At 73.2% G+C, this 20,236-nt stretch carries 20 protein-coding genes; 5 read left to right on the forward strand and 15 right to left on the reverse strand.

Features of this window, described 5'->3' with window-relative positions:
* The first annotated feature begins 67 nt into the window (after positions 1-67).
* Complete coding sequence (locus tag ACFFIC_RS12850; RefSeq protein ID WP_377050871.1) at positions 68-1,075, forward strand: Bug family tripartite tricarboxylate transporter substrate binding protein; 1,008 nt, start codon at positions 68-70, stop codon at positions 1,073-1,075.
* A 66-nt stretch (positions 1,076-1,141) separates the two neighbouring features.
* Here the strand turns inward: ACFFIC_RS12850 and ACFFIC_RS12855 are convergent, their stop codons facing one another.
* Entirely contained in the window at positions 1,142-1,546 is a 405-nt protein-coding gene (locus ACFFIC_RS12855) for a substrate-binding domain-containing protein (RefSeq protein WP_377050873.1), read from the reverse strand.
* A gap of 350 nt (positions 1,547-1,896) precedes the next feature.
* Here ACFFIC_RS12855 and ACFFIC_RS12860 point away from each other — a divergent pair, with 350 nt between their 5' ends.
* Complete coding sequence (locus ACFFIC_RS12860; protein WP_377050875.1) at positions 1,897-2,592, forward strand: MarC family protein; 696 nt, start codon at positions 1,897-1,899, stop codon at positions 2,590-2,592.
* Positions 2,593-2,631: 39 nt separating this feature from the next.
* Here the strand turns inward: ACFFIC_RS12860 and ACFFIC_RS12865 are convergent, their stop codons facing one another.
* The 11 genes from ACFFIC_RS12865 to sppA all read right to left on the reverse strand — a co-directional run bounded on the left by ACFFIC_RS12865 (position 2,632) and on the right by sppA (position 13,853).
* Positions 2,632-3,966 carry an aspartate aminotransferase family protein gene (locus ACFFIC_RS12865; RefSeq protein WP_377050877.1) on the reverse strand — a complete coding sequence of 445 codons (1,335 nt, stop codon included), beginning with the start codon at positions 3,964-3,966 and terminating at the stop codon, positions 2,632-2,634.
* 5 nt (positions 3,967-3,971) lie between these two features.
* Positions 3,972-5,030: a phosphotransferase gene (locus ACFFIC_RS12870; protein WP_377050879.1), complete on the reverse strand. Its 1,059-nt coding sequence runs from the start codon at positions 5,028-5,030 to the stop codon at positions 3,972-3,974.
* Between the two features lie 47 nt (positions 5,031-5,077).
* Entirely contained in the window at positions 5,078-5,218 is a 141-nt protein-coding gene (locus ACFFIC_RS12875; protein ID WP_377050881.1) for a DUF2474 family protein, read from the reverse strand.
* The gene (gene cydB, locus ACFFIC_RS12880) at positions 5,199-6,254 is read right to left on the reverse strand and encodes a cytochrome d ubiquinol oxidase subunit II (RefSeq protein ID WP_377050883.1); all 1,056 of its coding nucleotides are present in this window, start codon (positions 6,252-6,254) and stop codon (positions 5,199-5,201) included. The genes ACFFIC_RS12875 and cydB overlap by 20 nt, the downstream gene beginning before the upstream one ends.
* 6 nt (positions 6,255-6,260) lie before the next feature.
* Positions 6,261-7,853 (reverse strand): cytochrome ubiquinol oxidase subunit I, encoded by a 1,593-nt coding sequence (locus tag ACFFIC_RS12885; RefSeq protein WP_377050885.1) that lies wholly within the window; start codon positions 7,851-7,853, stop codon positions 6,261-6,263.
* 96 nt (positions 7,854-7,949) lie between these two features.
* Entirely contained in the window at positions 7,950-8,264 is a 315-nt protein-coding gene (locus tag ACFFIC_RS12890; protein ID WP_377050887.1) for a hypothetical protein, read from the reverse strand.
* Between the two features lie 228 nt (positions 8,265-8,492).
* A complete protein-coding gene (locus tag ACFFIC_RS12895) occupies positions 8,493-10,868 on the reverse strand; it encodes a mechanosensitive ion channel domain-containing protein (RefSeq protein ID WP_377050889.1) in 2,376 nt (791 codons plus the stop codon).
* An 83-nt stretch (positions 10,869-10,951) separates the two neighbouring features.
* A complete protein-coding gene (locus ACFFIC_RS12900; protein WP_377050891.1) occupies positions 10,952-11,968 on the reverse strand; it encodes an alpha/beta hydrolase in 1,017 nt (338 codons plus the stop codon).
* Positions 11,969-12,064: 96 nt separating this feature from the next.
* On the reverse strand, positions 12,065-12,424 hold the full coding sequence (locus ACFFIC_RS12905; protein ID WP_377050893.1) for a lipopolysaccharide assembly protein LapA domain-containing protein: 360 nt from the start codon (positions 12,422-12,424) through the stop codon (positions 12,065-12,067).
* A 20-nt stretch (positions 12,425-12,444) separates the two neighbouring features.
* Complete coding sequence (gene ihfB, locus ACFFIC_RS12910; protein ID WP_377050894.1) at positions 12,445-12,765, reverse strand: integration host factor subunit beta; 321 nt, start codon at positions 12,763-12,765, stop codon at positions 12,445-12,447.
* Positions 12,766-12,830: 65 nt separating this feature from the next.
* A complete protein-coding gene (gene sppA, locus ACFFIC_RS12915) occupies positions 12,831-13,853 on the reverse strand; it encodes a signal peptide peptidase SppA (protein WP_377050896.1) in 1,023 nt (340 codons plus the stop codon).
* Positions 13,854-14,040: 187 nt separating this feature from the next.
* Here sppA and ACFFIC_RS12920 point away from each other — a divergent pair, with 187 nt between their 5' ends.
* A complete protein-coding gene (locus ACFFIC_RS12920; RefSeq protein WP_377050898.1) occupies positions 14,041-14,481 on the forward strand; it encodes a hypothetical protein in 441 nt (146 codons plus the stop codon).
* A gap of 143 nt (positions 14,482-14,624) precedes the next feature.
* Here the strand turns inward: ACFFIC_RS12920 and rpsO are convergent, their stop codons facing one another.
* The 3 genes from rpsO to ACFFIC_RS12935 all read right to left on the reverse strand — a co-directional run bounded on the left by rpsO (position 14,625) and on the right by ACFFIC_RS12935 (position 17,001).
* Positions 14,625-14,891, reverse strand: coding sequence for a 30S ribosomal protein S15 (gene rpsO, locus ACFFIC_RS12925; RefSeq protein WP_377051171.1), 267 nt, complete (start codon positions 14,889-14,891; stop codon positions 14,625-14,627).
* 30 nt (positions 14,892-14,921) lie between these two features.
* Complete coding sequence (gene truB, locus ACFFIC_RS12930; protein WP_377050900.1) at positions 14,922-16,034, reverse strand: tRNA pseudouridine(55) synthase TruB; 1,113 nt, start codon at positions 16,032-16,034, stop codon at positions 14,922-14,924.
* A gap of 106 nt (positions 16,035-16,140) precedes the next feature.
* Positions 16,141-17,001 (reverse strand): AraC family transcriptional regulator, encoded by an 861-nt coding sequence (locus tag ACFFIC_RS12935; RefSeq protein ID WP_377050902.1) that lies wholly within the window; start codon positions 16,999-17,001, stop codon positions 16,141-16,143.
* Positions 17,002-17,055: 54 nt separating this feature from the next.
* Here ACFFIC_RS12935 and ACFFIC_RS12940 point away from each other — a divergent pair, with 54 nt between their 5' ends.
* Entirely contained in the window at positions 17,056-18,309 is a 1,254-nt protein-coding gene (locus ACFFIC_RS12940; protein WP_377050904.1) for an MFS transporter, read from the forward strand.
* 111 nt (positions 18,310-18,420) lie between these two features.
* Complete coding sequence (locus tag ACFFIC_RS12945; protein ID WP_377050906.1) at positions 18,421-20,229, forward strand: ATP-binding protein; 1,809 nt, start codon at positions 18,421-18,423, stop codon at positions 20,227-20,229.
* The last annotated feature ends 7 nt before the right edge of the window (positions 20,230-20,236 follow it).

Genomic DNA, 20,236 nt, shown 5'->3' on the forward strand with positions numbered 1-20,236 from the left:
GGGCCGCGGGCCGGCGGCGCGCCTAGCTTGCGGCCGGTTCCGCGCCAGGCGGACGGGAGGACATGCGATGCACCGGCTCCAGGCCCCCAGGGGCCCGGCATACGACGCGGCTTTCTCGCGCCGTGCCGCGCTCGGCCTGCTCGGCGGGCTCGGGCTGCCCTTCGCCGCGCGGGCGGCCTTTCCGGACCATGACATCCGCCTTCTGGTGGGCTTCTCGCCCGGCGGGGCCGTGGACCTGGTGGCGCGGCTCGTGGCCGATGCCCTTCGCCCCATCCTCGGGCAGAACGTGGTGGTGGAGAACCGTTCGGGCGCCTCCGGGCTCATCGCGGCCGAGGCGGCCGCGAAGTCCCCGCCCGATGGGCACACGCTCTATGTCGCGGCGATGAGCGCCTTTGCCGTGCTGCCCCAGCTTCCCGGCCAGCCCATGCCGCTGAACATGGAGCGGGACCTGACGCCGGTGGCGAATGTCGCGGGCGTGCTCAACGCCCTGGTGGTCACGCCGCGCGCGCCCTTCCGCACGGTGCCGGAGCTGATCGCCTTCGCGAAGGCCAACCCCGACAAGCTGACCTATGCCTCCACCGGGAACGGCACGAGCCAGCACCTGGCGGGGGAGCTGTTCTCGCGGCTGGCGGGCGTCCGCATGACGCATGTGCCCTATCGCGGCGGGTCGAACGCGATCCTCGACATCACGGCCGGGCGCGTGGACATGATGTTCGGCAACTTCCCCGAGTTCATCGGGCAGATCCGGGATGGCGGGCTGCGGCTGCTCGCCTTCGGCAGCCGGCAGGCCTCGCCGCTCTTTCCCGGCACGCCGCTGGTCCACGACGCCGTGCCGGGCTTCGAGGTGACGAGCTGGATCGGCCTGGCGGGCCCCGCCGGGTTGCCCGACGCGGCGGCCGCGGCCTGGAACGCGGCCCTCGGCCGTGCCACCGCCTCGCCCGAGTTCCAGCGCCGCATCACGGAGAACGGGCTGGAGGTGCTCGGCCAGGATCAGGCCGCCTTCCGTGCGACCATCGTGGCCGACCGCCAGCGGTGGGGCGACGTGATCCGGAGCGCCGCCATTCGCGCGGAGTGACGGCGGCACGGGGTCGTGGGCGGGGCCGGCTGACGGGCGGCGATGCCGTGCCGGCCTTGCGGTTCCTCAGCGCCGGAGGGGATCGAGGCCGGTCGCGGCGACGGCCTCCGCCGCCTCGGGCGAGGCGAGAAAGGCGATGAGCTGGCGTGCCGCCCCGGGCTGGCGCGCCCGCCTGGCCAGCGCGGCGGAGGCGAGGGAGACGCGGCCGGTTTCGTCGGGGATGCGGATGATCTCGATGCCCGCGATCGGCAGCAGCTCCGACACCTGTTGCAGGCCGAGCGCCGCGTCGCCGCGCGCGACCACCGCGCCGATGCGGTCCGGGAACCAGCGCCGGGATTTCGGCAGCACCTGTTCGGCGATGCCGAGGCGGGGAAGCAGCTCGCGCTCGAAGAAGAGGCCCGAGCCGCTCGGCGAGTGGGCGATGCTGGGTGCGGCGAGGAGGGCAGAGCGGAGTGCGTCCGGCGTGGACATGTCCGGGCGGGGCGGAGGCGAGGCGGTGGCCCGTGCGCCGCTCGAAGGCCGGGGCGAGGCGGCGATAGGCCTCGGTGAAGGAGCCGGAGGAGAGGACGTGGATCTCCGCGCTTTCCGCCAGCGCCATCGGGACGAGGGGCGCCGCCAGGGCGCCGAGCAGGGAGCGGCGGGGCAGGGGGGTCATCGTGTCGTCTCCTCCGGGCCCCCTCGGACGGGAGGTGGCCGGAGGCTAGCGCGCGGGGCGGGGGGCGTCCTATCCGTTCTTCCAGGCGCTTCACCGGCCCGGGCATGGCGGCGCGATGGGGTGGCCTGCCCTGTCGGTGGATGGAAGATCCCGGCAGGATGGGACCATGGATCCCGGACAACTTCCCTTCGGCGGCGTCGTCGGCGCCTTCCTGCTCGCCTTCCCCGCGCTGTTCTCGATCGTCAACCCGATCGGGGCCGCGCTGATCTTCAGCCAGGTCATGGCGGACCGCACGCATGAGGAGCGGGCGCTGCTGGCGCGGCGGGTGGGCGCCTACTCGTTGATGGTGCTGCTGGTGTCGCTCTGGGCGGGCTCCTACGTGCTGAATTTCTTCGGCATCACGCTCGGCGCCCTCCGGGTTGCCGGCGGCCTCGTGGTGGCCATCCGGGCCTGGAGCCTGCTGACCGCGCCGGAGGTCCAGGAGGCCCGGAAGGAGCAGCAGGCGGCGCCCGCCAGCGACGCCGAGGACGCGGCCTTCTTTCCGCTCACCATGCCCTTCACCACCGGGCCCGGCACGATCTCGGTGGCGATCGCGCTCGCCTCGGCGCGGCCGGCGAGCGGGTTCGGGCTCTGGGCGTTCTTCGCCGGCATGACCGGCGCCGCGGTTCTGGTCGCGCTGAGCGTCTGGATCGCCTATCACTCGGCGGACCGGCTCATCGCGCTGCTGGGCGCCAGCGGCGCGCGCGTGGTCACGCGGCTGGCCGCTTTCCTGCTGCTCTGCGTCGGCGTGCAGATCCTGAGCAACGGCATCCAGGACCTGCTTGCGCCGCTTTTCCAGCACGCCGCCACGCCCGGTCGGTGACCGGAGCCTTCGGCCGCAGCGGAGGTTTCCTCGCGCTTCTCAGCCTGCGGCGAGTGCCTGGTCGAGGGTGTCCAGGAAGAGGTCGGCCTGTTCGGTGGAGAGGCAGAGGGGCGGGCGGATCTTCAGGATGTTGGCGGCCGGGCCGGAGGCGCTGATCAGGACGCCGCCTTCGCGGAGCGCGTTGACGGTGCGCGCGGTCTCGGCGGTGGCGGGTTCCTTCGTGGCGCGGTCGCGCACCAGCTCGGCGCCGATGGAGAGGCCGGCGCCGCGGATGTCGCCGAGGATGGCGTGTCGGGCGGCGAGCGCCCCGAGGCCGGCGAGGAGGTGGGCGCCGACGCGGGCGGCGTTGGCGGGCAGGGCCTCGTCGCGCAGCACGTCGAGCACGGCGAGGCCGGCGGCGGCGGAGACGGGGTTGCCGCCGAAGGTGTTGAAGTAGCGGGCCCGGCTGCCGAAGCGTTCCAGCAGTTCGGGGCGGATGGCGAGGCCGGCGAGCGGGTGGCCGTTGCCCATGGGCTTGCCCATGGTGACGATATCGGGCTCCGCGCCGTGGCGCTCGAAGCCCCACATGCGGCCGGTGCGGCCGAAGCCGGGCTGGACCTCGTCGGCGATGAAGAGGGCGCCGGCGGCGCGGGCGGCGGCGGCGGCCTCGGCCAGGAAGCCGGCGGGGTCGGGAAAGACGCCGTCGGAGGTGAACATGGTGTCCACCAGCAGGGCGCAGGGGCGGATGCCGTGGCGGGCGAGGCCGGCGAAGGCCCTGGTGATGTCGGCGGCGAAGCGGGCGGGCATGTCCGGGCCGCCGCGATAGGCATCGGGCGGGGAAACGGTGGCGACGTGGCGTCCGAGGGGAACGCCCTCGCCGAGGGAGGGGGAGAGTTCGGCGAGCGAGGCGGTGACGCCGTGATAGGCCAGCGAGGTGACGACGATGCCCTCGCCGCCCGTGTGGGCGCGTGCGATGCGCAGCGCGAGGTCGTTGGCCTCGGACCCCGTGCAGGTGAACATGACGTGGCCGAGCGCGGGCGGCAGGGTGGCGAGCAGGGCCTCGGCGTAGTCCAGCACGGTGTCGTGCAGGTAGCGGGTGTGGGTGTTGATGCGCGCCGCCTGCCTCGCGATCGCCTCCACCACGCGGGGATGGGCGTGGCCGAGGGAGGCGACGTTGTTGTAGCAGTCGAGGAAGCGCTTGCCATCCGCGTCGAAGAGCCAGGCGCCATCGCCGCGCACCAGGTGGACGGGGTGTTCGTAGAAGAGGCGGTAGGCCGGGCCGAGCAGGCGCTGGCGGCGCTCCACCATGGCGCGCTCGCGCGGGGACAGGGCGGGGGCGGCGGCGGGGTCGAAGGCGTTGATCATGGCCATGCCGCGGGGGGCTGTGTCGGGCATGGGGTTCATCCTTGCGTCAGGGCCGTCAGGGCGTTGGGCGGGAGAAGCGCCAGGGCCTGGAGGCCGGCGCGGGCGCGGGGCAGGTTGCGCTGGATATAGGGCGCGTTGTCCGGCTGGAGGCGGGCGCGCCAGCCGGTGATCAGCACCGTCATGGCCATGCGGGCCGCGATCATGGCGGGAAGAAGGGCCGCCTGTTCCTCCGGCAGGGGGAGAAGGGCGCGGAAGCCGGACAGGAAGGCGGCGGGGGCGGCCAGGAGGCTCTCGCCCTCTCCGAGGAGATAGGCGCAGGCCGTCGCGGCCTCCTGCAGCGGGGAGGCGCGGAGCATGTCGCCGAAGTCGATGATGCCCGAAAGGCGTGCGGGGTCGGCGGGGTCCACCAGCACGTTGTGGGGGTTCAGGTCGTTGTGGATGACCTGGGCGGGGAGGGAGGCGAGCAGGGGGGCGGCGCTTTCCTCGAAGCGGTCCAGCGCGGCGGCGGCGAGCGCGCGGAGCGGGGCGTCCGGCACGTCCGGCAGGAAGGCGCGCAGGCGGGGGGCCTCGCGCAGGTCCCAGATCAGGCGGCGGGTGTCGGCGGGATGGGCGAAGCCTTCGAGCGCGCGGTCGAGGCGCGCGGTGAGGGTGCCGAGGTCGCGGGCACGGGCAAGGCCGGCGGCTTCCGTCATGGGCACGCCCGGCAGGAAGGTGACGACGCGCAGCAGGCAGGGGCGGCCATCGCGCGCGGGGTGGGGGAGGGCGGTGGCGCCCGCCCGGGTGCGGAGGACGTGCGGCACGGGGAGGGTGGGGTCGGCGGCCTGGAGGTGCAGCAGGGCGGCGGTCTGGAAATGGGTGACGGCGGGGGGCTCGTCGGGATGGGCGAGCTTCACCAGGAGGGGGGGCGCGTTGTCCCGGTCCAGGCGGAGGTTGCGGTCGCGCTCCCCGCCCAGGGGGTGCAGGGCGCCGGTGAGGCCCCACTGGGCGAACAGGGCGTCGCGCAGGGGCGGGATGTCGATGGCGGGCGGGGCGGCGAGGATGAGGGGGTCGCGCAAGGGGTCGTGCATCGGGTCGCGCGAGGAGTCGGGGGGCATGCGGAGGAGGGTAGCATGCCCCGGCGCGGGGTGGCCCAGGGGGGACCTCAGAGGCCCAGCGCGGCGCGGATCACCAGCGCGACGGCGCCGAGGGCCAGGATGCTGGCGGCCCAGAGGCCCACGAACCAGAGAAGGCGCTTCCCCCACACCGCCGCGGCGCGCTCGCTCTCAGTGGTAGCCGCTCTCATGCGTCACCTTTCCGCGGAACAGCCAGTACACGTAGCCCGTGTAGGCCAGGATGATCGGGATCAGCACGGCGGCGCCCACCAGCAGGAAGCCCTGCGAGGCCGGCGGGGCGGCGGCCTGCCAGATGTTGAAGGCGGGCGGCACGATCATCGGCCACATGGAGACGCCGAGCCCGACATAGGAGAGGGCGAAGAGGCCGAGGGCCAGCAGGAAGGGGCGGGCGTCCACCATGCCGCCATGGCCGGTGTCCTCCGCGAGGGCGTGAAAAAAGCGCCAGATCAGGAAGGCGACCAGCAGCGGCACCGGGGCGGCGAGGAGCAGGTTGGGGAAGGACAGCCAGCGCGCGGCGAAGGCGGGCTGGAGGAAGGGCATGATGGCGGAGACGAGCGCGATGGCGCCCACCGTGGCCAGCGCGAAGCGCCAGGCGAGGGTGGCCGCGCGGGTGTGGAGCGGGCCCTCGGTCTTCCAGAGCAGCCAGCAGGCGCCGAGCAGGGCGTATCCGGCCATGAGGGCGAGGCCGGTGAGGACGGAGAAGGGGGAAAGCCAGTCCCACCAGCCGCCGGCATAGGCGCGGCCTTCCACCTGGATGCCCTGCACGAAGGCGCCGAGCGCGATGCCCTGGGTGAAGGCGGCGAGCATGGAGCCCCAGGAGAAGGCGCGGTCCCACCAGAGCTGCTGGGTGTCGTTCTCGGCGCGGAAGCGCATCTCGAAGGCGACGCCGCGGAAGACGAGGGCCAGCAGCATCAGGATCAGCGGCATGTAGAGGGCGGGGAGCACCACGGCGTAGGCCAGCGGGAAGACCGCCAGCAGGCCGCCGCCGCCGAGCACGAGCCAAGTCTCGTTGCCGTCCCAGACGGGGGCGACGGTGTTCACGGCGACGTCGCGTTCCGCCTTTTCCTTCATGAAGGGAAAGAGGATGCCGATGCCGAGGTCGAAGCCGTCCATGCAGACGTAGAGGAAGACGGCCAGCGCGATCAGCACGGCCCAGATGAGCGGCAGCCAGAAGGCCCAGCCGGAAAGGTCGGTGGGGAGGTCCATGGCTGTTTACTCCGCCGGCTGGGGTGCGGCGGAGGCCGCGGGTGCAGCCGAGGCCGCGGGGCCGCGCTGCACGGAGGGGGCGGGGGTGATGCCGGCGCTGCGGATGGGCTGGCCCTGCGGGGGCGCGCCTTCCTGCGGGCGCGGCGTCTGCGAGAAGAGCTTGAAGAGGTACCAGATGCCCGCCCCGAAGACGACGAAGTAGACCACCACGAAGGCCGCGAGCGAGGTGGCGACGGCGGGCAGCGCGATGGGGGAGGCGCTGTCGGCCGTGCGGAGGTGGCCATAGACCGTGAAGGGCTGGCGGCCGGCCTCGGTGACGATCCAGCCGGCGGTGACGGCGAGGAGGCCGGCGGGGCCCATGGCGATGGCGGCGCGCAGCAGCCAGGGGGTGTCGTAGAGGCGGCCGCGAAGCCGCATGATGCCGCCGAGCGTGCCGAGGCCGATCATCAGGAAGCCGAGGCCGACCATGGTGCGGAAGGACCAGAAGACCAGCGGGATGTTGGTGGGCCACTGGTCGCGCGGGATGTCACGCAGGCCGCGCACCTCGCCGTTCCAGTCATGGGTGAGGTAGAGGCTGGCCAGGTTGGGGATGGCCACCTGCATGCGGGTTTCGCCGGCCTCGGCGTCGGGCAGGCCGAAGAGGATGGCGGGCGCGCCGCGCTCGGTGTGGAAGTGGCCTTCCATGGCCGCGAGCTTGGCGGGCTGGTGCTCGAAGGTGTTGCCGCCGTGCAGGTCGCCCAGCACGGCCTGGATGGGCGCCACGATCAGCAGCATCCACATGGCCATGGAGAACATCAGGCGGGCGCGGGGATTGGGGCCGGCCTCGCTGGATTCGGTGCCGCGGCGGGCTGCGGCGCTGCCCGGGGCGGAGATGGGATCGGGGGAGAGGACGTCGCCCGTGCGGGCGCCGGGCGTGCTCTCCATGCCCGTGTCGCGCACGGCGCGGTGGCCGCGGTGCTCGCGCAGCAGGTGCCAGGCGCCAACGGCGCCGACGATCAGCGCGGTGGTCAGGTAGGCGCCGGTGACGGTGTGGGCGAGGCGAAAGGGAAAGGAGGGGTTGAAGATGATGGCCCACCAGTCCTCGGGCACGAAGCGGCCGTCGGGCAGCAGCGTGTAGCCGGCCGGCGTGTGCAGCCAGGAATTGGCGGACAGGATCCAGAAGGCGGAGAAGAAGGTGCCGGTGGCGACGAGCGCGGTGGCCAGCATGTGCAGGCCCTTTCCCACGCGGTCGAGGCCGAAGAGCATGACGCCGAGGAAGCCGGCCTCCAGGAAGAAGGCGGTGAGCACCTCGTAGCCCATCAGCGGGCCGATCACCGGCCCGGCCTTGTCCGACAGCACGGACCAGTTGGTGCCGAACTGGTAGGACATGACGATGCCCGAGACGACGCCCATGGCGAAGGCCACCGCGAAGATCTTCAGCCAGTAGCGGAAGGTGTCGAGATAGACGGCCTTTCCTGTCCAGAGCCACAGCCCTTCCAGCACCGCCAGGTAGCTGGCCAGTCCGATGGTGAAGGCCGGGAACAGGAAGTGCCACACAACGGTGAAGGCGAACTGGAAGCGCGCGAGGTCGAGTGCGCTGGGCAGAAGGGCGTCGATCATGGGGGCCAGACTCTCCTGGGGGAGAGGTAGGCATGGGGCGCCGTTCCACCAAGCCATTTCGCTGCGCTGCAACCGGCCAGCGGCGGGGCCGCCGGATCAGCCGCCGGGCATGACCCGGCCGTGCTCGACCTCGAGGCGCAGCACGCCGACCACCGAGCGCAGATTGCCGGCGATGAGGTGGACCATGCCCTCCGGCACGGTGGTGGCGATCTCCACGCGCATCGCCTCGCCCTCGCGCGCGGCGCGGAAGCGGTCGGGCGTCACGTCGCGCTTGGCGAGCGGCTGGAGGAGGCGCGGGAGGAGGCCCGGGGAGGGTTCGGCGTGCAGCAGGTAGCGCACGGCGAGGTGGCGTTCCTCCACCTCCTCGGCGGCGAGGGCGGGCAGCAGGGCGCCGGGAACGGCATCGAACATGAGCGGGTGCTTTTCTTCCGAAGGGAGGGGCGGGGGCTGAGGCCCGGCCACCCGTCCGCGCGCGCGGGGCATCGCCCGCGTGCCGGTCAGGCGACCGGGCGGGTAATTCGGCGCATTCGGCGCCCGCGCGTGCTTCGGAAGAAGGACATGAGGGAAGACTATGGCGCCTGCCTGGAAAGGCAAGCGCCGCGGGGAGGTGCGAGGTGCGGGGCTGCCATGCGCGGCCGGTCAGGCCGCGTCGGCGGCCTCTTCCTCCAGATGGGTCTCGGGCGCCTTGCGCCAGGGGGAGTTGATCTGGATCCCCTCCTGGTCGAAGCGGGCCTGGATGCGGCGGTAGAGCTCGCGCGTGACGGGCCAGCGCTGGGACGGGTCGGTCTTCATGCGGGCGCGCATCACCACACCGGTTTCCAGCAGCTTGTCCACGCCCATCACGTCGATGTCGTCGCGGATCACGCTGGCCCAGCGGGGCTCGGCGCGGATCTCCGTGGAAATGCCCTTGAGCACCTTCGCCACGTGGTCGGTGTCCTCGCCATAGGCCAGCGAGATCTCCAGCACGGCGAAGGCGAAGTCGCGCGTCATGTTGGTGACGGAGGTGACGGTGCTGAAGGGGATGATGTGGAGCGAGCCGTCCACGGCGCGCAGCCGGATGGAGCGGATGGAGAGCTGTTCCACCACGCCGGTCATGGCGGCGATCTGCACGGTGTCGCCCACCGCGACGGCGTCCTCCAGCAGGAGGAACATGCCGGTGATGACGTCCTTGACCAGGGTCTGCGAGCCGAAGCCGATGGCGACGCCGACCACGCCGGCGCCGGCGATCAGCGGCGCCACGTTGACGCCGATCTCGCTCAGCACGTTCAGCGCGACGAAGATCATGATGATGATCAGCAGCGCCGTGCGGAGCATGGGCAGCAGGGTGCGGATACGGGCGGAGCGCGCGGCCTGGGTGTCGCGGGACAGCTTGGTCAGGCGGCGCTGGATGGCGGCGTTGGTCACCTCCCACACCGTGATGGCGGCCATCACGGTCAGGCCGATGGAAACGATGCTGCCGATCAGGCGCGCGCCGAGCTGGCCGCGGGCGAACCAGCCGAAGGCGTCGATGCCCCAGGTTTCCAGCAGGAACAGGGCGGCGATCACCACCACGATGCCGGACACCACGCCCTTGAGCACGGGCAGGTAGCGGTTGGCGCGCTGTTCCAGGCCGGGGTAGCGCTTGGCGAGGTCCGGCGTGATGCGGAAGCCGCGTTCCAGCAGGCGCCGGAAGCCGTAATCGGCCAGCTTGGCGATGCCGAGAACGGCGAGGGTGAGGGCGCTGGCGCGGAGCAGGCGGGGAAAGCCGTCGCGCACCTCCAGCGCCCAGACGCCCCAGAGGGCCAGGAGGTAGAGGATGGCGAGCACGTGCCAGATCTCGGCCAGGCGGTCCCGCAGGGCGCGGAACATGCGGCGCGAGCGGTCCGGGTGGTCGCCGGGCTTCAATTCGGGCGCGCGCAGGCGATCCGCCACGGCGTGGCGGTTCTGCATGACCACGATGATCAGGAACAGCGAGACGATCAGCAGCGAAAGGCGGGAAATCGCGTCGTAGACGGCCCAGGGCACGCCGAAGAGCAGGCCGGCCTCCGCCACCGCCCAGCCCACCACCAGCACGGCGACGATCCGGCGCAGCCAGACCGTGATGTAGGCGGCCGTCTCGTCCTGCAGGGGCACGAGGCGCAGGTGGGCGGAGTTGGGCGAGAACAGCATGCGCGACGTCAGCATCACGGCGCGGATGGCGATGTAGGCGTTGTTGGCCAGCAGCAGCACCAGCTCCGTCGTCGGCAGCGGCTGCACGGCGCGGATGAGGCCGTAGGAGATGATGGCGAAGGCGCCGATCGGCAGCAGGTCGAGCGCGAGGCGGGCCAGCACGTAGGGGATGCGGCGCAGCCAGGTCCAGACGTTCTCGCGCTCGGGCGCCAGGGCGTCCAGCCGGTCCCGCCAGCGGGCGAGGCCGCGCCAGACGATCCATTCGGCGAGCAGGCCCAGGCCGAAGAGGAGGGCGAGCTTCCAGGAGGCATCCACCACCCGGGCCTGGGTGACCGGGTCGCGCGCGACGCCGGAGGCCCAGGAGACGATGTTGGGCAGGTCCGTCACGGCCTGGATGCCGGAGACGATCTGGTCCGACAGCAGGGCGAGGCGCTGGGACGCGCCGGTGAGGAGCTGGGCCCCGAGGGTGTTGGGGGCGAGAAGGGCGGGCTCGGCCGGGGTCTCGGGGGCGGCTGGGCTTCCCGGCGCGGGGGCACCGGCGGCGGGTGCGGCCGGGGATGTGGCGGCGGAGGTGGCGCCGGACGTGGTGCCGGACGTGGTGCCGGACGTGGTGCCGGACGTGGTGCCGGACGCGGCCGGTGCCGGGGCGCCCGCGGGCGGGGCCGTGCGGGAGGCGGCGGACAGCGCTTCCAGGTTGCGGATCAGTTCGGCCCGCCGGGACTCGTCGCGCAGCACGCCAAGAAGGCGATCGGCCTCGGACACTGTTCCCCCGGAGGCGGCGGCAGGCGCCGTTCGGGCCGGTGCCTGAGCCAGGGCCGGCCCCGCGAGGAGCGGCAGCAGAAGGAGCGGCAGGAAGAGGAGGCGCATGGGTGGGTTGGACCCCACCGGGTCGGCCCAGGTCAAGTTTCGGAGGGTAGCCCGGCCCTACCCCGGCAGCGGGGCGAGGCCGGTCAGAGACCCTGGTCGCGGAGCCAGGCCGAGGCGGCCTCCACCAGGGCGTCCCCGGTGTCGGCGAAGGAATGGGCGGCCAGGCTGGGGGGGCGGGAATTGGGCAGCAGGACGAAGCGCGCCTCCGGCGGCAGGGCGCCCTCGGCACTTGCGGCGGCCAGGAGCATGTGGGGCTCGAAGGGCTGGATCACGGCATCGGCCGCGTCCCGCAGGATCAGGATGGGGCGGGGCACGCGGCGGATCCAGAAGGTGCCGTCCGCCGCGCTGACCGCGTCCGAGCGGTAGGTGAGGAAGTGCTGGGCGGTCACCGGCACGCGCTCCCCGGTGTAGTAGCCCATGGGCGAAGGCAGGCGTTCCGCCGGGCGGCCCTCCCGCAGCAGGGTGCGGGCGGCGGCGTTCAGGCGGCGGTAGGCGGCCTCGTCGGCCATGAGGATGGTGCGGGTCTTCCAGGGCAGGTTGGCGAAGGGGGCGAGCAGCATCACGCTGCGGATGTCGGGCGACCAGTCGGTTGCCGCGAGGAACTGCACCTGGATGTTGCCCAGGCTGTGGCCGGCCAGGACGATGCGGCGGAAGCCCAGGGCGCGGCCGGTCGCCACCGCCGCCTCGATGTCGCGGCGGATGTCGAAGAAGTTGTCGGTGTTGATGCGGTCGTTCTGCTGGCGGGTGGAGATGGAGAGCACGGCACGGCCGCCGGCGGACAGGCCCCGGCCGAGCGAATCCATGGGCGGGCGCAGCAAGTTGGAGCCGCTGCCGTGGACCGCGACCACCAGGGTGGTGTCCGCCGGCGCGGTGGCGCCCGGGGTCCAGAGGGCGGCGTCCACGCGGTTGTTGTCGATCGCGCGGAGGGACAGGAAGCGCAGCGCGGCGCCGGGGGCGGGCTGGAGGCCGTCGGGCAGGCCGGCGGGGCGGGGAGCCTCGTCAAAGCCGATGCTGGCGACCACGGTTTCGGCGCGGACGGGGAGCGGGGTCAGGAGGAGCGTCGCGAGGAGGGTGGCGAGGAGAGGGCTGCGGCGTCGCATGGCGGGTTCCCGGCATCGGGCCGGCGGGGGCCGGCCGCTCCGCCGGGCATCATCGGGTGGCGGGGCGGCGAAGGCGAGCGCTTCGTGGCGGAGCGGTTACCCGGCGACGCGGACGGCGCGGCTGCCGGTGTCGGCATACATGGCCTGGTCGCGTGCGATCGTTTCGGCTTCCACGCGCTTGGCTTCCCGGGCGCGGAGCTGGTTCAGCTCGGCGATCGCGGCCTCGCCTTCCCGGATGCGGGCGCGGGCACGGCGGCGGGCGGGGCCGCCGGAGGCCCAGGCGATGAAGGCGCCGAGCAGGAAGGCCAGCGCGGCCACCAGCAGCACGGCCATGGCGAGCGGGGCCTGCCAGGTGAGGTCGAAGGGCCAGAGGGCGACGTTGACGGGCTGCTGGTTCGACACCGCGAACAGGATCAGCACGAGCAGGAGCGGCGCGAGAAGCAGCCAGCGCAACATGGTGAAAACTCCCGAGGTGTTCAGTCGCGCGCCGCGGCGGTCCGGCGCGCTTGCTGCAGCGGGCCGCCGTTGACCCGTTCCCGCAGCTCCTTGCCTGGCTTGAAGTAGGGAACGGCCTTGCCGGACACCGCAACGGACTCGCCCGTGCGCGGGTTGCGGCCCGTCCGCGCGTCGCGCTTCTTGGCTGAGAAGGCACCGAAGCCGCGCAGCTCCACCCGGTCCCCGCGGGAAAGGGCCGCGGTGATCTCCTCGAAGATGGTGGCGACGATCAGCTCCACGTCCGGCTGGCGCAGGTGCGGGTTGGCGGCCGCAAGCGCCGCGATGAGTTCCGATTTCGTCATCGAGGGGTGGGTCGTCCGGTCGGCATCATCGGGGGCACGGGTCTCCCGGGCCCGACGCGGGCCCCTCAGCGCCCGGAAGGCTGCCAAAGCGCCCAGGCGCCGTCAACGCCAAGTCCTTCTGAAATCAGGCTTTTCACGCTCTGGCGCAGCATGGCCGCGAAGCCTGACCCGAAAGCCTCACCCAGGGTGCCGGCGAGGCTGGCCCCGAAGGCCCGTTCGCGCAGGTCGCGGGCGTGGAGGTCACGGAGCGGCAGGTCAGGGTCGATGCCATGGGCCTGGGCCAGGTGGGCCCGCGCCTCGGGCTCGCCGCCGATGGCGTCGACCAAGCCCTCGGCCAGGGCCTGGCGGCCGGTCATGATGCGGCCATCGGCCAGGGCGCGCACGCGTTCCTCCGGCATGCGGCGGCCTTCGGCGACCATGTGGACGAACTGGGCGTGGAGGTCCGCCACCACGGCGCGCAGCTCGGCGCGGCCTTCCTCGGTGAGCGGGCGGAAGGGGCTGGGCTGGTCCTTCAGGGGACCGGAGGCGATGGTTTCGGCGGAAACGCCGATCGAGCGCAGGGCATCGGAGACGTCGAAGGATTGCAGCAGCACGCCGATGGAGCCGGTGACGCTGCTTTCGCGGGCGAAGATGCGCTCGGCGGGCATGGCGATCATGTAGCCGGCCGAGGCGGCGGTGCCGCCGAACACCGCGACGACGGGCTTGCTCGCGCGGAAGCGGGCGAGGGCGGCATGCAGGGATTCGCCGCCCGAGACGGTGCCGCCCGGGCTGTTCACCACGAGAAGCAGGCCGCGCACGGCGGAGGACTTGGCCGCGCGGTCGATCGCCTCCAGCAGGGGCCGGTCCTCGGTGATGGTGCCGGACACGGTGAGGCGGACGAGGTGGGGGCCGCCCAGGGCGGCGAGCACCGGGGTTCCTTCGCGCGTGCCGGCGAAGGCGAGGGCGGCGCCGGCCAGGACCACCAGCACGGCAAGCGCGCGCCAGAGGCCGCGGCTGCGCTTCAGGCGCCGCCGGTCCAGCAGCAGGTCCGCTTCCAGCCCGGAGGAGGCGGGGAGGGGCTGCGCGGCGGGGGCTGGGGTTTCGGCCATGGGCGGGATATGCGCGAGGCGGCCTCGCCGCGCCAGGGGCGCTGGGGCCCGCCCGTGACCAGCAGGGGGCGGGACCGGATTATCACGTGACTGTGAGCGCGGGCGGGGCTAGGTTCGGCCGGAACCTTCCTGCCGCCGGGCGCCTGCCAGATGGGCCGGCGCGGTGGCGCCAACGGAACAGGCCCCAATGCCCCTGATCCCGATGCTGCCGGTCCTGGGCGCCCTCGCGCTGATCGCCGCGCTTGTTGCGCCCGGCTCCGCCATCGCGCAGCCGCAGCTCCGATCCCGGGCCGTGGCGAACACGGTGACGCCGCCTTCCACGGGGGATGCGACCTGCGACGACGCGGTGGCGGCCTGGCGGGCCTGCATCGCGGCCTCGCCCAAGCTGCCGGCGGACCGGGTGCAGGCGAACACGGAGGTGGACAGGTTCGTGCGCGACGTGTTCGACGCGCGGGGGGCGCACCGCGACGACCTGATCCGCGCCTGCGGTCCGACCGCCGCGGGCTACCGGCAGATGGCGGAGAACGGCACCTGCGCCAGCAACATCACGGGGGCGCGGGACGATCAGGCGACGCGGGCGGGGGCGCCGCCGGCCGCGGTGGCGGCGCAGCGGCGTGCGCAGCGCTGATGCGGGCCGCCCTGTTGGATGACAGCTCTCGACCCCAAGCGGTCATCCGCAAGGTCAGCTGACATGAGGAGGCGTTGTTCCCCAACAAAAAAGGGGAAGGGCCTGCGCCCTTCCCCTCGTCCGTGCCCTGGGGCCGGGAAAGCTCAGCGGCGCAGGCCGAGGCGCCCGATCAGGCTCTCGTAGCGCTGCTGGTTGTTGCGCTTCACGTAGTCCAGCAGGCCACGGCGCTGGCCGACGAGCACGAGCAGGCCGCGGCGGGAGTGGAAGTCCTTCGGATGGGCCTTCATGTGCTCGGTGAGCGAGGAGATGCGCTCGGAAAGCAGGGCGACCTGGACCTCGGGCGAGCCGGTGTCGCCGGGGGTGGTCGCGTATTCCTTGATGAGCGCCGTGCGGCGCTCGGGGGAGATCATCGACATCGGGATGTCCTAAGGTAGGGGGCTTCAGGATCCGCCGCGGGCGAGCCAGCGCTCGGGGCGGAGCAATCCGTCCCCAAGCCTGCACAATCCCATCAGGCGCTCCCCCACCAGCACGCGGACGAGGCCACCATCGGGCCGGGCCGCCTGAGGAACCCGGCCCATGAATTCCACCAGGGAGAGTTCCTGGCCGAACGAGAGACGGGCGGCTTCGGCTTCGGTGACGGCCAGGGCCGGGATGTCGTCCAGCGCGGTCGTCACCGGCAGCAGAAGCGCCGGGGAAGGGGGCGGGGTATCCCCCGTAACGATCAGGCTGTCCAGCGGAATCGCGTGCTCCTCGCGGAAGGGGCCGACCCGCAGGCGGCGGAGCGCCGCGATGTGGCCCACCGTGCCGGCGGCGCGGGCGAGGTCGCGCGCGAGGGAGCGCATGTAGACGCCCTTGCCGCTTTCGACGTGGAAGATGGCGGTGTCGTCGTCCACGCGCTCGACGAGATCGAAGCGGTCCACGCGGGCCGGGCGGGCGGCGAGTTCCACCACCTGGCCTTCCCGCGCGAGGTCGTAGGCGCGCTCGCCGCCGACCTTGATGGCGGAGTAGATGGGCGGGACCTGCATGATGTCGCCGCGGAAGGCGGGAAGGGCGGCCTCGATCTGCTCGTTCGTCGGGCGGTGGTCGGAGGTGGCGATGGTCTTGCCGTCGGCGTCGTCGGAATCGCGCTCGTCGCCCATCTTCAGGGTGAAGCGGTAGATCTTGGTGCTGTCCATGACATAGGGCACGGCCTTGGTGGCGGCGCCGAAGGCGATGGGCAGGATGCCGGTGGCCAGCGGATCGAGGGTGCCGCCGTGGCCGACCTTCTGGGCATCGAAGGCGCGCTTGAGCTTGGTGACCACGTCGGTGGAGCCCATGCCGGTGGGCTTGTCGATGATCAGCCAGCCGTCCAGCGGGCGGCCCTTGGGGATGCGGTTGCGGCCGCCCCGGCCCTTGGGGCCGCCCTTGTGCCCGCCCTTGTTGCCGCCGCCCCGGTGGTCGTTGTTGCGCTGGCCCTCGCTGCGCTGGCCGTTGTCCCTGGGGCCGCCTTCCTGGGCCGTGATCCCCGGGGCGCCGCCGAAGCCGCCGTCCTGTGCCGCATCCTGGCCCGCCATGCGCAACCTGCCTCCTGAACATCACCGGAGACCATCACCGGAGACCATGATCCGGATCGCGCGGGCGCGCGCCTCCGCTGCTTCCCCTGCCGGGGAGGGCGGCCCTCTAGCACCCGCGGCGGCGGGGCGCACGGGGGATGCGCGCGGGAGAGGGTTGCGCCGGGGCGGGGCCGGGGCTCTGCCCGCTTCCGCCCCGGGGGGTGATGCCGAAGGCCGCGCGGAAGGCGGCGCCGAAGGCGGGGGCGGAGGCGTAGCCCACCGCCGCCCCCGCGCGGGCGGGGGGGACGCCCTGGGCCAGGAGGGCGGCGGCCTCGGCCAGGCGGAGCGCCTGGCGCCAGGCGCCGAAGGACAGGCCGGTTTCCGCGCGGAACAGGCGGGACAGGCTGCGCGGGGAGGCGCCGATGCGGGCGGCCCAGTCCTCCAGGGAGAGGGGGGAGGCGGGATCGGCGCGCAGCGCCGCGGCGAGGCGGGCGAGGCGGGGCTCGCGCGGCTCCGGCACGCCGAAGGGCAGGGCCGGGGCGCGGCGGATCTCCTCGATCAGCAGGGCGGCGAGGTGGCCGCCGCGGCCGTGCTCGTCCCATTCCAGCGGTTCCTCGCAGGCGGCGAGGATGAGTTCGCGCAGGAGGGGCGAGGTGGCCATGACGGTGACGCCGGGCGGGCCGGCGCGGGCGGCGTCGTCGCGCAGGAACAGGGCGCGCATCTGGACCAGGCCCGCGATGGCGACGCTGTGGGGCTCGCCGGCCGGCACCCAGAGGGCGCGGCCGGGGGGGACGATGAAGCTGGCCGCGTCGGTCGCGACGCGCATGACGCCCCCGAGCGAGAAGAGGAGCTGCGCGCGGGCGTGGCTGTGGCGGCCGGTGAAGTCGCCATCCGGGTAGTCGCGCATGAAGGCCGAGAGCGGCCGGTCCACGGCGTCCTGCGGGAGGGGCAGGCGGGGGCTGGCGGCTTGGCCGGATCGCGACAGCATATGGCCGAACGTCTCCTTTGGGCCAGGATAGGGTGATGGCGAGGGAGAACGCCAATGCCCAAGGACCCGGCCGGCCGGCAGATCTGGTTCATCAACGCCGCGCACATCGTCTGCCACTACACGCTGCTGATCCTGGCCACGGCCGTGCTGGGCATGGTGCTGCATGACGGCGCCACCTTCGGGGCGGATTACGGGCCGGTGCTGGCGCTGGGGACGGGCATGTTCGTGCTCTACGGCGCGGGGTCGCTGCCGATGGGGTGGCTTGCGGAGAAGGTGGGGCGGCACGCGCTGATGGGCGCGTTCTTTCTGGGCGTCGGCGGGTCGCTGGTGCTGGCGGGGCTGGTGCCGGGCTGGCTGGTGTCCGGGCCCTGGGGGCTGGCGGCGGCGCTGGCGCTGGCCGGGCTGTTCAACGCGATCTACCACCCGATCGGCACGGCGATGCTGGTGGAGGCGGCGGGCGACCGGGTGGGCCGCGCCATGGGCAACAACGGGGTGTTCGGCAACATGGGCGTGTCCTTCGCGCCCGTGCTGACGGCGGTGCTGGTGGCGCAGGCGGGCTGGCGCTGGGCCTTCATCGTGCCGGGGGTGGCGGCCCTGGCCATGGGGGTGCTGTGGCTGCGGGAAACGCCCTACGACGCGCGGCTGCACGCCCGGAACAACCGGCCCTTCCCGGAGATCCCGCGGGCGGTGGTGCGGCAGGCGGTGGTGTCGCTGCTGCTGATGGCGGTGGCCTCGGGCTTCGTGTTCAACGCCTTCACGCTGCTGGTGCCCAAGCTGATGCAGGAGCGCATGGCGGGCAGCCCGGGGCTGCTGCCGCTGGTGGGGGCGCTGGCCTTCGTGGCGACGCTGTTCGGCGGGCTGACGCAGTTCACGGTGGGGCGGCTGATCGACCGCATGACGCTCAAGCGCGTGTTCATGCCGCTGGCGCTGGCGCTGGTGCCCGCGCTGCTGCTGCTCTCCTTTCTCCAGGGCTGGGTGGTGCTGCCGGTGGCGGCGGTGGCGGCGGCGGCGATCTTCGGGCAGGTGACGGTGAACGAGACCATGACCGCGCGCTACGTGGCGCCGCCGCTGCGGGCCAAGCTGTATTCGGTGCGCTTCTTCGTGGGCTTCCTGGGCGCCGCGGCGGCCTCGCCCGCGATCGGGTCGCTGCACGAGGCCTTCGGGAACCTCGGCGTGGTGATGGTGGTGCTGGCGGGCTTCGGCGCGATCACGCTGGCCTGCGCGCTGCTGTTTCCGGACCGGCCGGAGGAGTTGCGGCCGGAGCTGTGGGGGGTGCCGCAGGGGGGCGCCGCCGTGCCGGCGGAGTGATGCGCTGAAGGCACAGCCACGGCCAGCCATGCGCCGCCGGTGAGCCCGGATGCTTGGTTCCTGATCGCCCGTTCCGTATTCGGCGCCGGGGCGGCGATGAGGGATTGAGGCTTGCTGCATACTCCGACGGTGCTTGTTCTCAGCTTCGTCCTGGCCGCGACCTGTGGAGCGATCCTTCTCGGCCTCTGGGTGCAGGACCGGCGGCACAGGGCCATCGCGAGCTGGGGTGTCGGGCACCTGATCGGTGGGATGTCGCTGGTGCTGTCGGCGCTGCGGCCGGTGCTGCCGGGGGTGCTGGCCATCCAGGGTTCCAACGCCGTCCTGGCCGTCAGCTACGGGCTGATCTGGGCGGGCGCCCGGCAGTTCGGCGGCCGGTCCGCCTCGCCGGCCGTGATCGGCCTCGGCGCGATGGCCTGGCTGGCCGCCTGCCAGATTCCGGCCTTCTACGGGAATATCGGGGCACGCGTGCTGTTCATGAGCCTCGTGGCCACGGGCTACAACCTCGCGGCCGCCTGGGAATTCCGCCGGGGGCGGCGGGAGAACCCGGTCCGCTCGCACCCGCTCATCATCGGCGTGCTGCTGGCCAATGCCGCGGCCTACCTGCTGCGGATTCCGTTTCTCCTTCTTCAGCCGATCGCCGCCCCGGTGCAGGGCTTTCCCGGCACCCTCTGGTACGACGTGCTGATCATCCTCGGCACCGGGCTGGCGGTGAGCACCGCGCTGATGCTAGTGGCGCTGGTGCGCGAGCGCGAGGCGCAGGAGGCGGGGGCCGCGCTTCGCGCCGCACGGGACGCGGCGGACCGGGCCAATGCCGGCAAGACGCGCTTCCTGGCCCAGATGAGCCACGAGCTGCGGACGCCGCTGAACGGGGTGCTGGGGCTGGCGCAGGTTCTGGCCCAGGACCCGGCCCTGACCGGTGAGCAGCGCGACCGCGCCGCCATCCTGGAGGGCGCCGGGCACCATCTGAGCGCCCTGCTGAACAACGTGCTGGACCACTCGAGCATCGAGGCCGGGCGGCTGGAGATGGTGCCGGTTCCCACGCGGCTTTCCGCGCTGCTGGATGCCGTGGCGGGGCTGACCCGCGCCGCCGCCGACGCGAAGGGCGTGGCCCTGCGAATGGACGCGGCGGAGGACCTGCCGGCGGGCGTGCTCTGCGATCCGCTGCGGGTGCGCCAGATCCTGCACAACCTCCTGGGCAACGCGGTGAAGTTCACCCCGCCCGGCGGCAGCGTCACCCTTTCGGTCCGGTGGTCCGACGGGGGCGGGCTGGTGCTCGGCGTGACCGACGAGGGGCCGGGCGTGCCGGAGGAGATCCGCGGCCGGCTGTTCCAGGACTACACGCGCGGGGCGCGCGAGGCCGCGAAGGGGGAGGGCACGGGCCTTGGCCTGGCCATTTCCGCCGGGCTCGCCCAGGCGATGGGCGGCCTGATCCGCTTCAGCACGCCGCCCTGCGGGCGGGGAAGCCTGTTCGAGGCCTGGCTGCCCCTGGCGGAGGCCGCGCCGCCGCCGGACGCTCCGCTTGAGATCCCGCCCGAGGCGGCGCGACTGCGGGTGCTGGTGGTGGACGACTTGGCCGTGAACCGCCTGGTGATCCGCGCGATGCTGGAGGCGGCCGGGCACAGCGTGGCGGAGGCGCCCGACGGCGCCGCCGCCCTGGCACAGATCGCCATGGAACCGCCGCATGACGTGGTGCTGATGGATGTGCTGATGCCCGGCATGGACGGGCTGGAAACCACGCGCCGCATCCGCGCCCTGCCGGGCCCGGCCGCGGGCGTGCGGATCCTGGCCGTGTCCGCCAGCGCCCTGCCGGAGGAGGTGGCGGCCTGCCGGGCGGCGGGGATGGACGGCTTCCTGGACAAGCCGGTGGACCGCCGGAAGCTGCTTCTCTGCCTGGCGGAGGGCGGGCGGGCGGCGGCCTGAGGCGAGC

The organism is Muricoccus vinaceus, assembly GCF_042433125.1.
GTDB classification, from domain to species: domain Bacteria; phylum Pseudomonadota; class Alphaproteobacteria; order Acetobacterales; family Acetobacteraceae; genus Roseomonas; species Roseomonas vinacea.

Bases quoted from the DNA above. Each gene is read 5' to 3' on its own strand.
- ACFFIC_RS12850 (WP_377050871.1), top strand. From the start codon at position 68: ATGCACCGGCTCCAGGCCCCCAGGGGCCCGGCATACGACGCGGCTTTC.
- ACFFIC_RS12855 (WP_377050873.1), bottom strand. From the start codon at position 1,546: ATGTCCACGCCGGACGCACTCCGCTCTGCCCTCCTCGCCGCACCCAGC.
- ACFFIC_RS12860 (WP_377050875.1), top strand. From the start codon at position 1,897: ATGGATCCCGGACAACTTCCCTTCGGCGGCGTCGTCGGCGCCTTCCTG.
- ACFFIC_RS12865 (WP_377050877.1), bottom strand. From the start codon at position 3,966: ATGCCCGACACAGCCCCCCGCGGCATGGCCATGATCAACGCCTTCGAC.
- ACFFIC_RS12870 (WP_377050879.1), bottom strand. From the start codon at position 5,030: ATGCCCCCCGACTCCTCGCGCGACCCGATGCACGACCCCTTGCGCGAC.
- ACFFIC_RS12875 (WP_377050881.1), bottom strand. From the start codon at position 5,218: ATGAGAGCGGCTACCACTGAGAGCGAGCGCGCCGCGGCGGTGTGGGGG.
- cydB (WP_377050883.1), bottom strand. From the start codon at position 6,254: ATGGACCTCCCCACCGACCTTTCCGGCTGGGCCTTCTGGCTGCCGCTC.
- ACFFIC_RS12885 (WP_377050885.1), bottom strand. From the start codon at position 7,853: ATGATCGACGCCCTTCTGCCCAGCGCACTCGACCTCGCGCGCTTCCAG.
- ACFFIC_RS12890 (WP_377050887.1), bottom strand. From the start codon at position 8,264: ATGTTCGATGCCGTTCCCGGCGCCCTGCTGCCCGCCCTCGCCGCCGAG.
- ACFFIC_RS12895 (WP_377050889.1), bottom strand. From the start codon at position 10,868: ATGCGCCTCCTCTTCCTGCCGCTCCTTCTGCTGCCGCTCCTCGCGGGG.
- ACFFIC_RS12900 (WP_377050891.1), bottom strand. From the start codon at position 11,968: ATGCGACGCCGCAGCCCTCTCCTCGCCACCCTCCTCGCGACGCTCCTC.
- ACFFIC_RS12905 (WP_377050893.1), bottom strand. From the start codon at position 12,424: ATGTTGCGCTGGCTGCTTCTCGCGCCGCTCCTGCTCGTGCTGATCCTG.
- ihfB (WP_377050894.1), bottom strand. From the start codon at position 12,765: ATGACGAAATCGGAACTCATCGCGGCGCTTGCGGCCGCCAACCCGCAC.
- sppA (WP_377050896.1), bottom strand. From the start codon at position 13,853: ATGGCCGAAACCCCAGCCCCCGCCGCGCAGCCCCTCCCCGCCTCCTCC.
- ACFFIC_RS12920 (WP_377050898.1), top strand. From the start codon at position 14,041: ATGCCCCTGATCCCGATGCTGCCGGTCCTGGGCGCCCTCGCGCTGATC.
- rpsO (WP_377051171.1), bottom strand. From the start codon at position 14,891: ATGATCTCCCCCGAGCGCCGCACGGCGCTCATCAAGGAATACGCGACC.
- truB (WP_377050900.1), bottom strand. From the start codon at position 16,034: ATGGCGGGCCAGGATGCGGCACAGGACGGCGGCTTCGGCGGCGCCCCG.
- ACFFIC_RS12935 (WP_377050902.1), bottom strand. From the start codon at position 17,001: ATGCTGTCGCGATCCGGCCAAGCCGCCAGCCCCCGCCTGCCCCTCCCG.
- ACFFIC_RS12940 (WP_377050904.1), top strand. From the start codon at position 17,056: ATGCCCAAGGACCCGGCCGGCCGGCAGATCTGGTTCATCAACGCCGCG.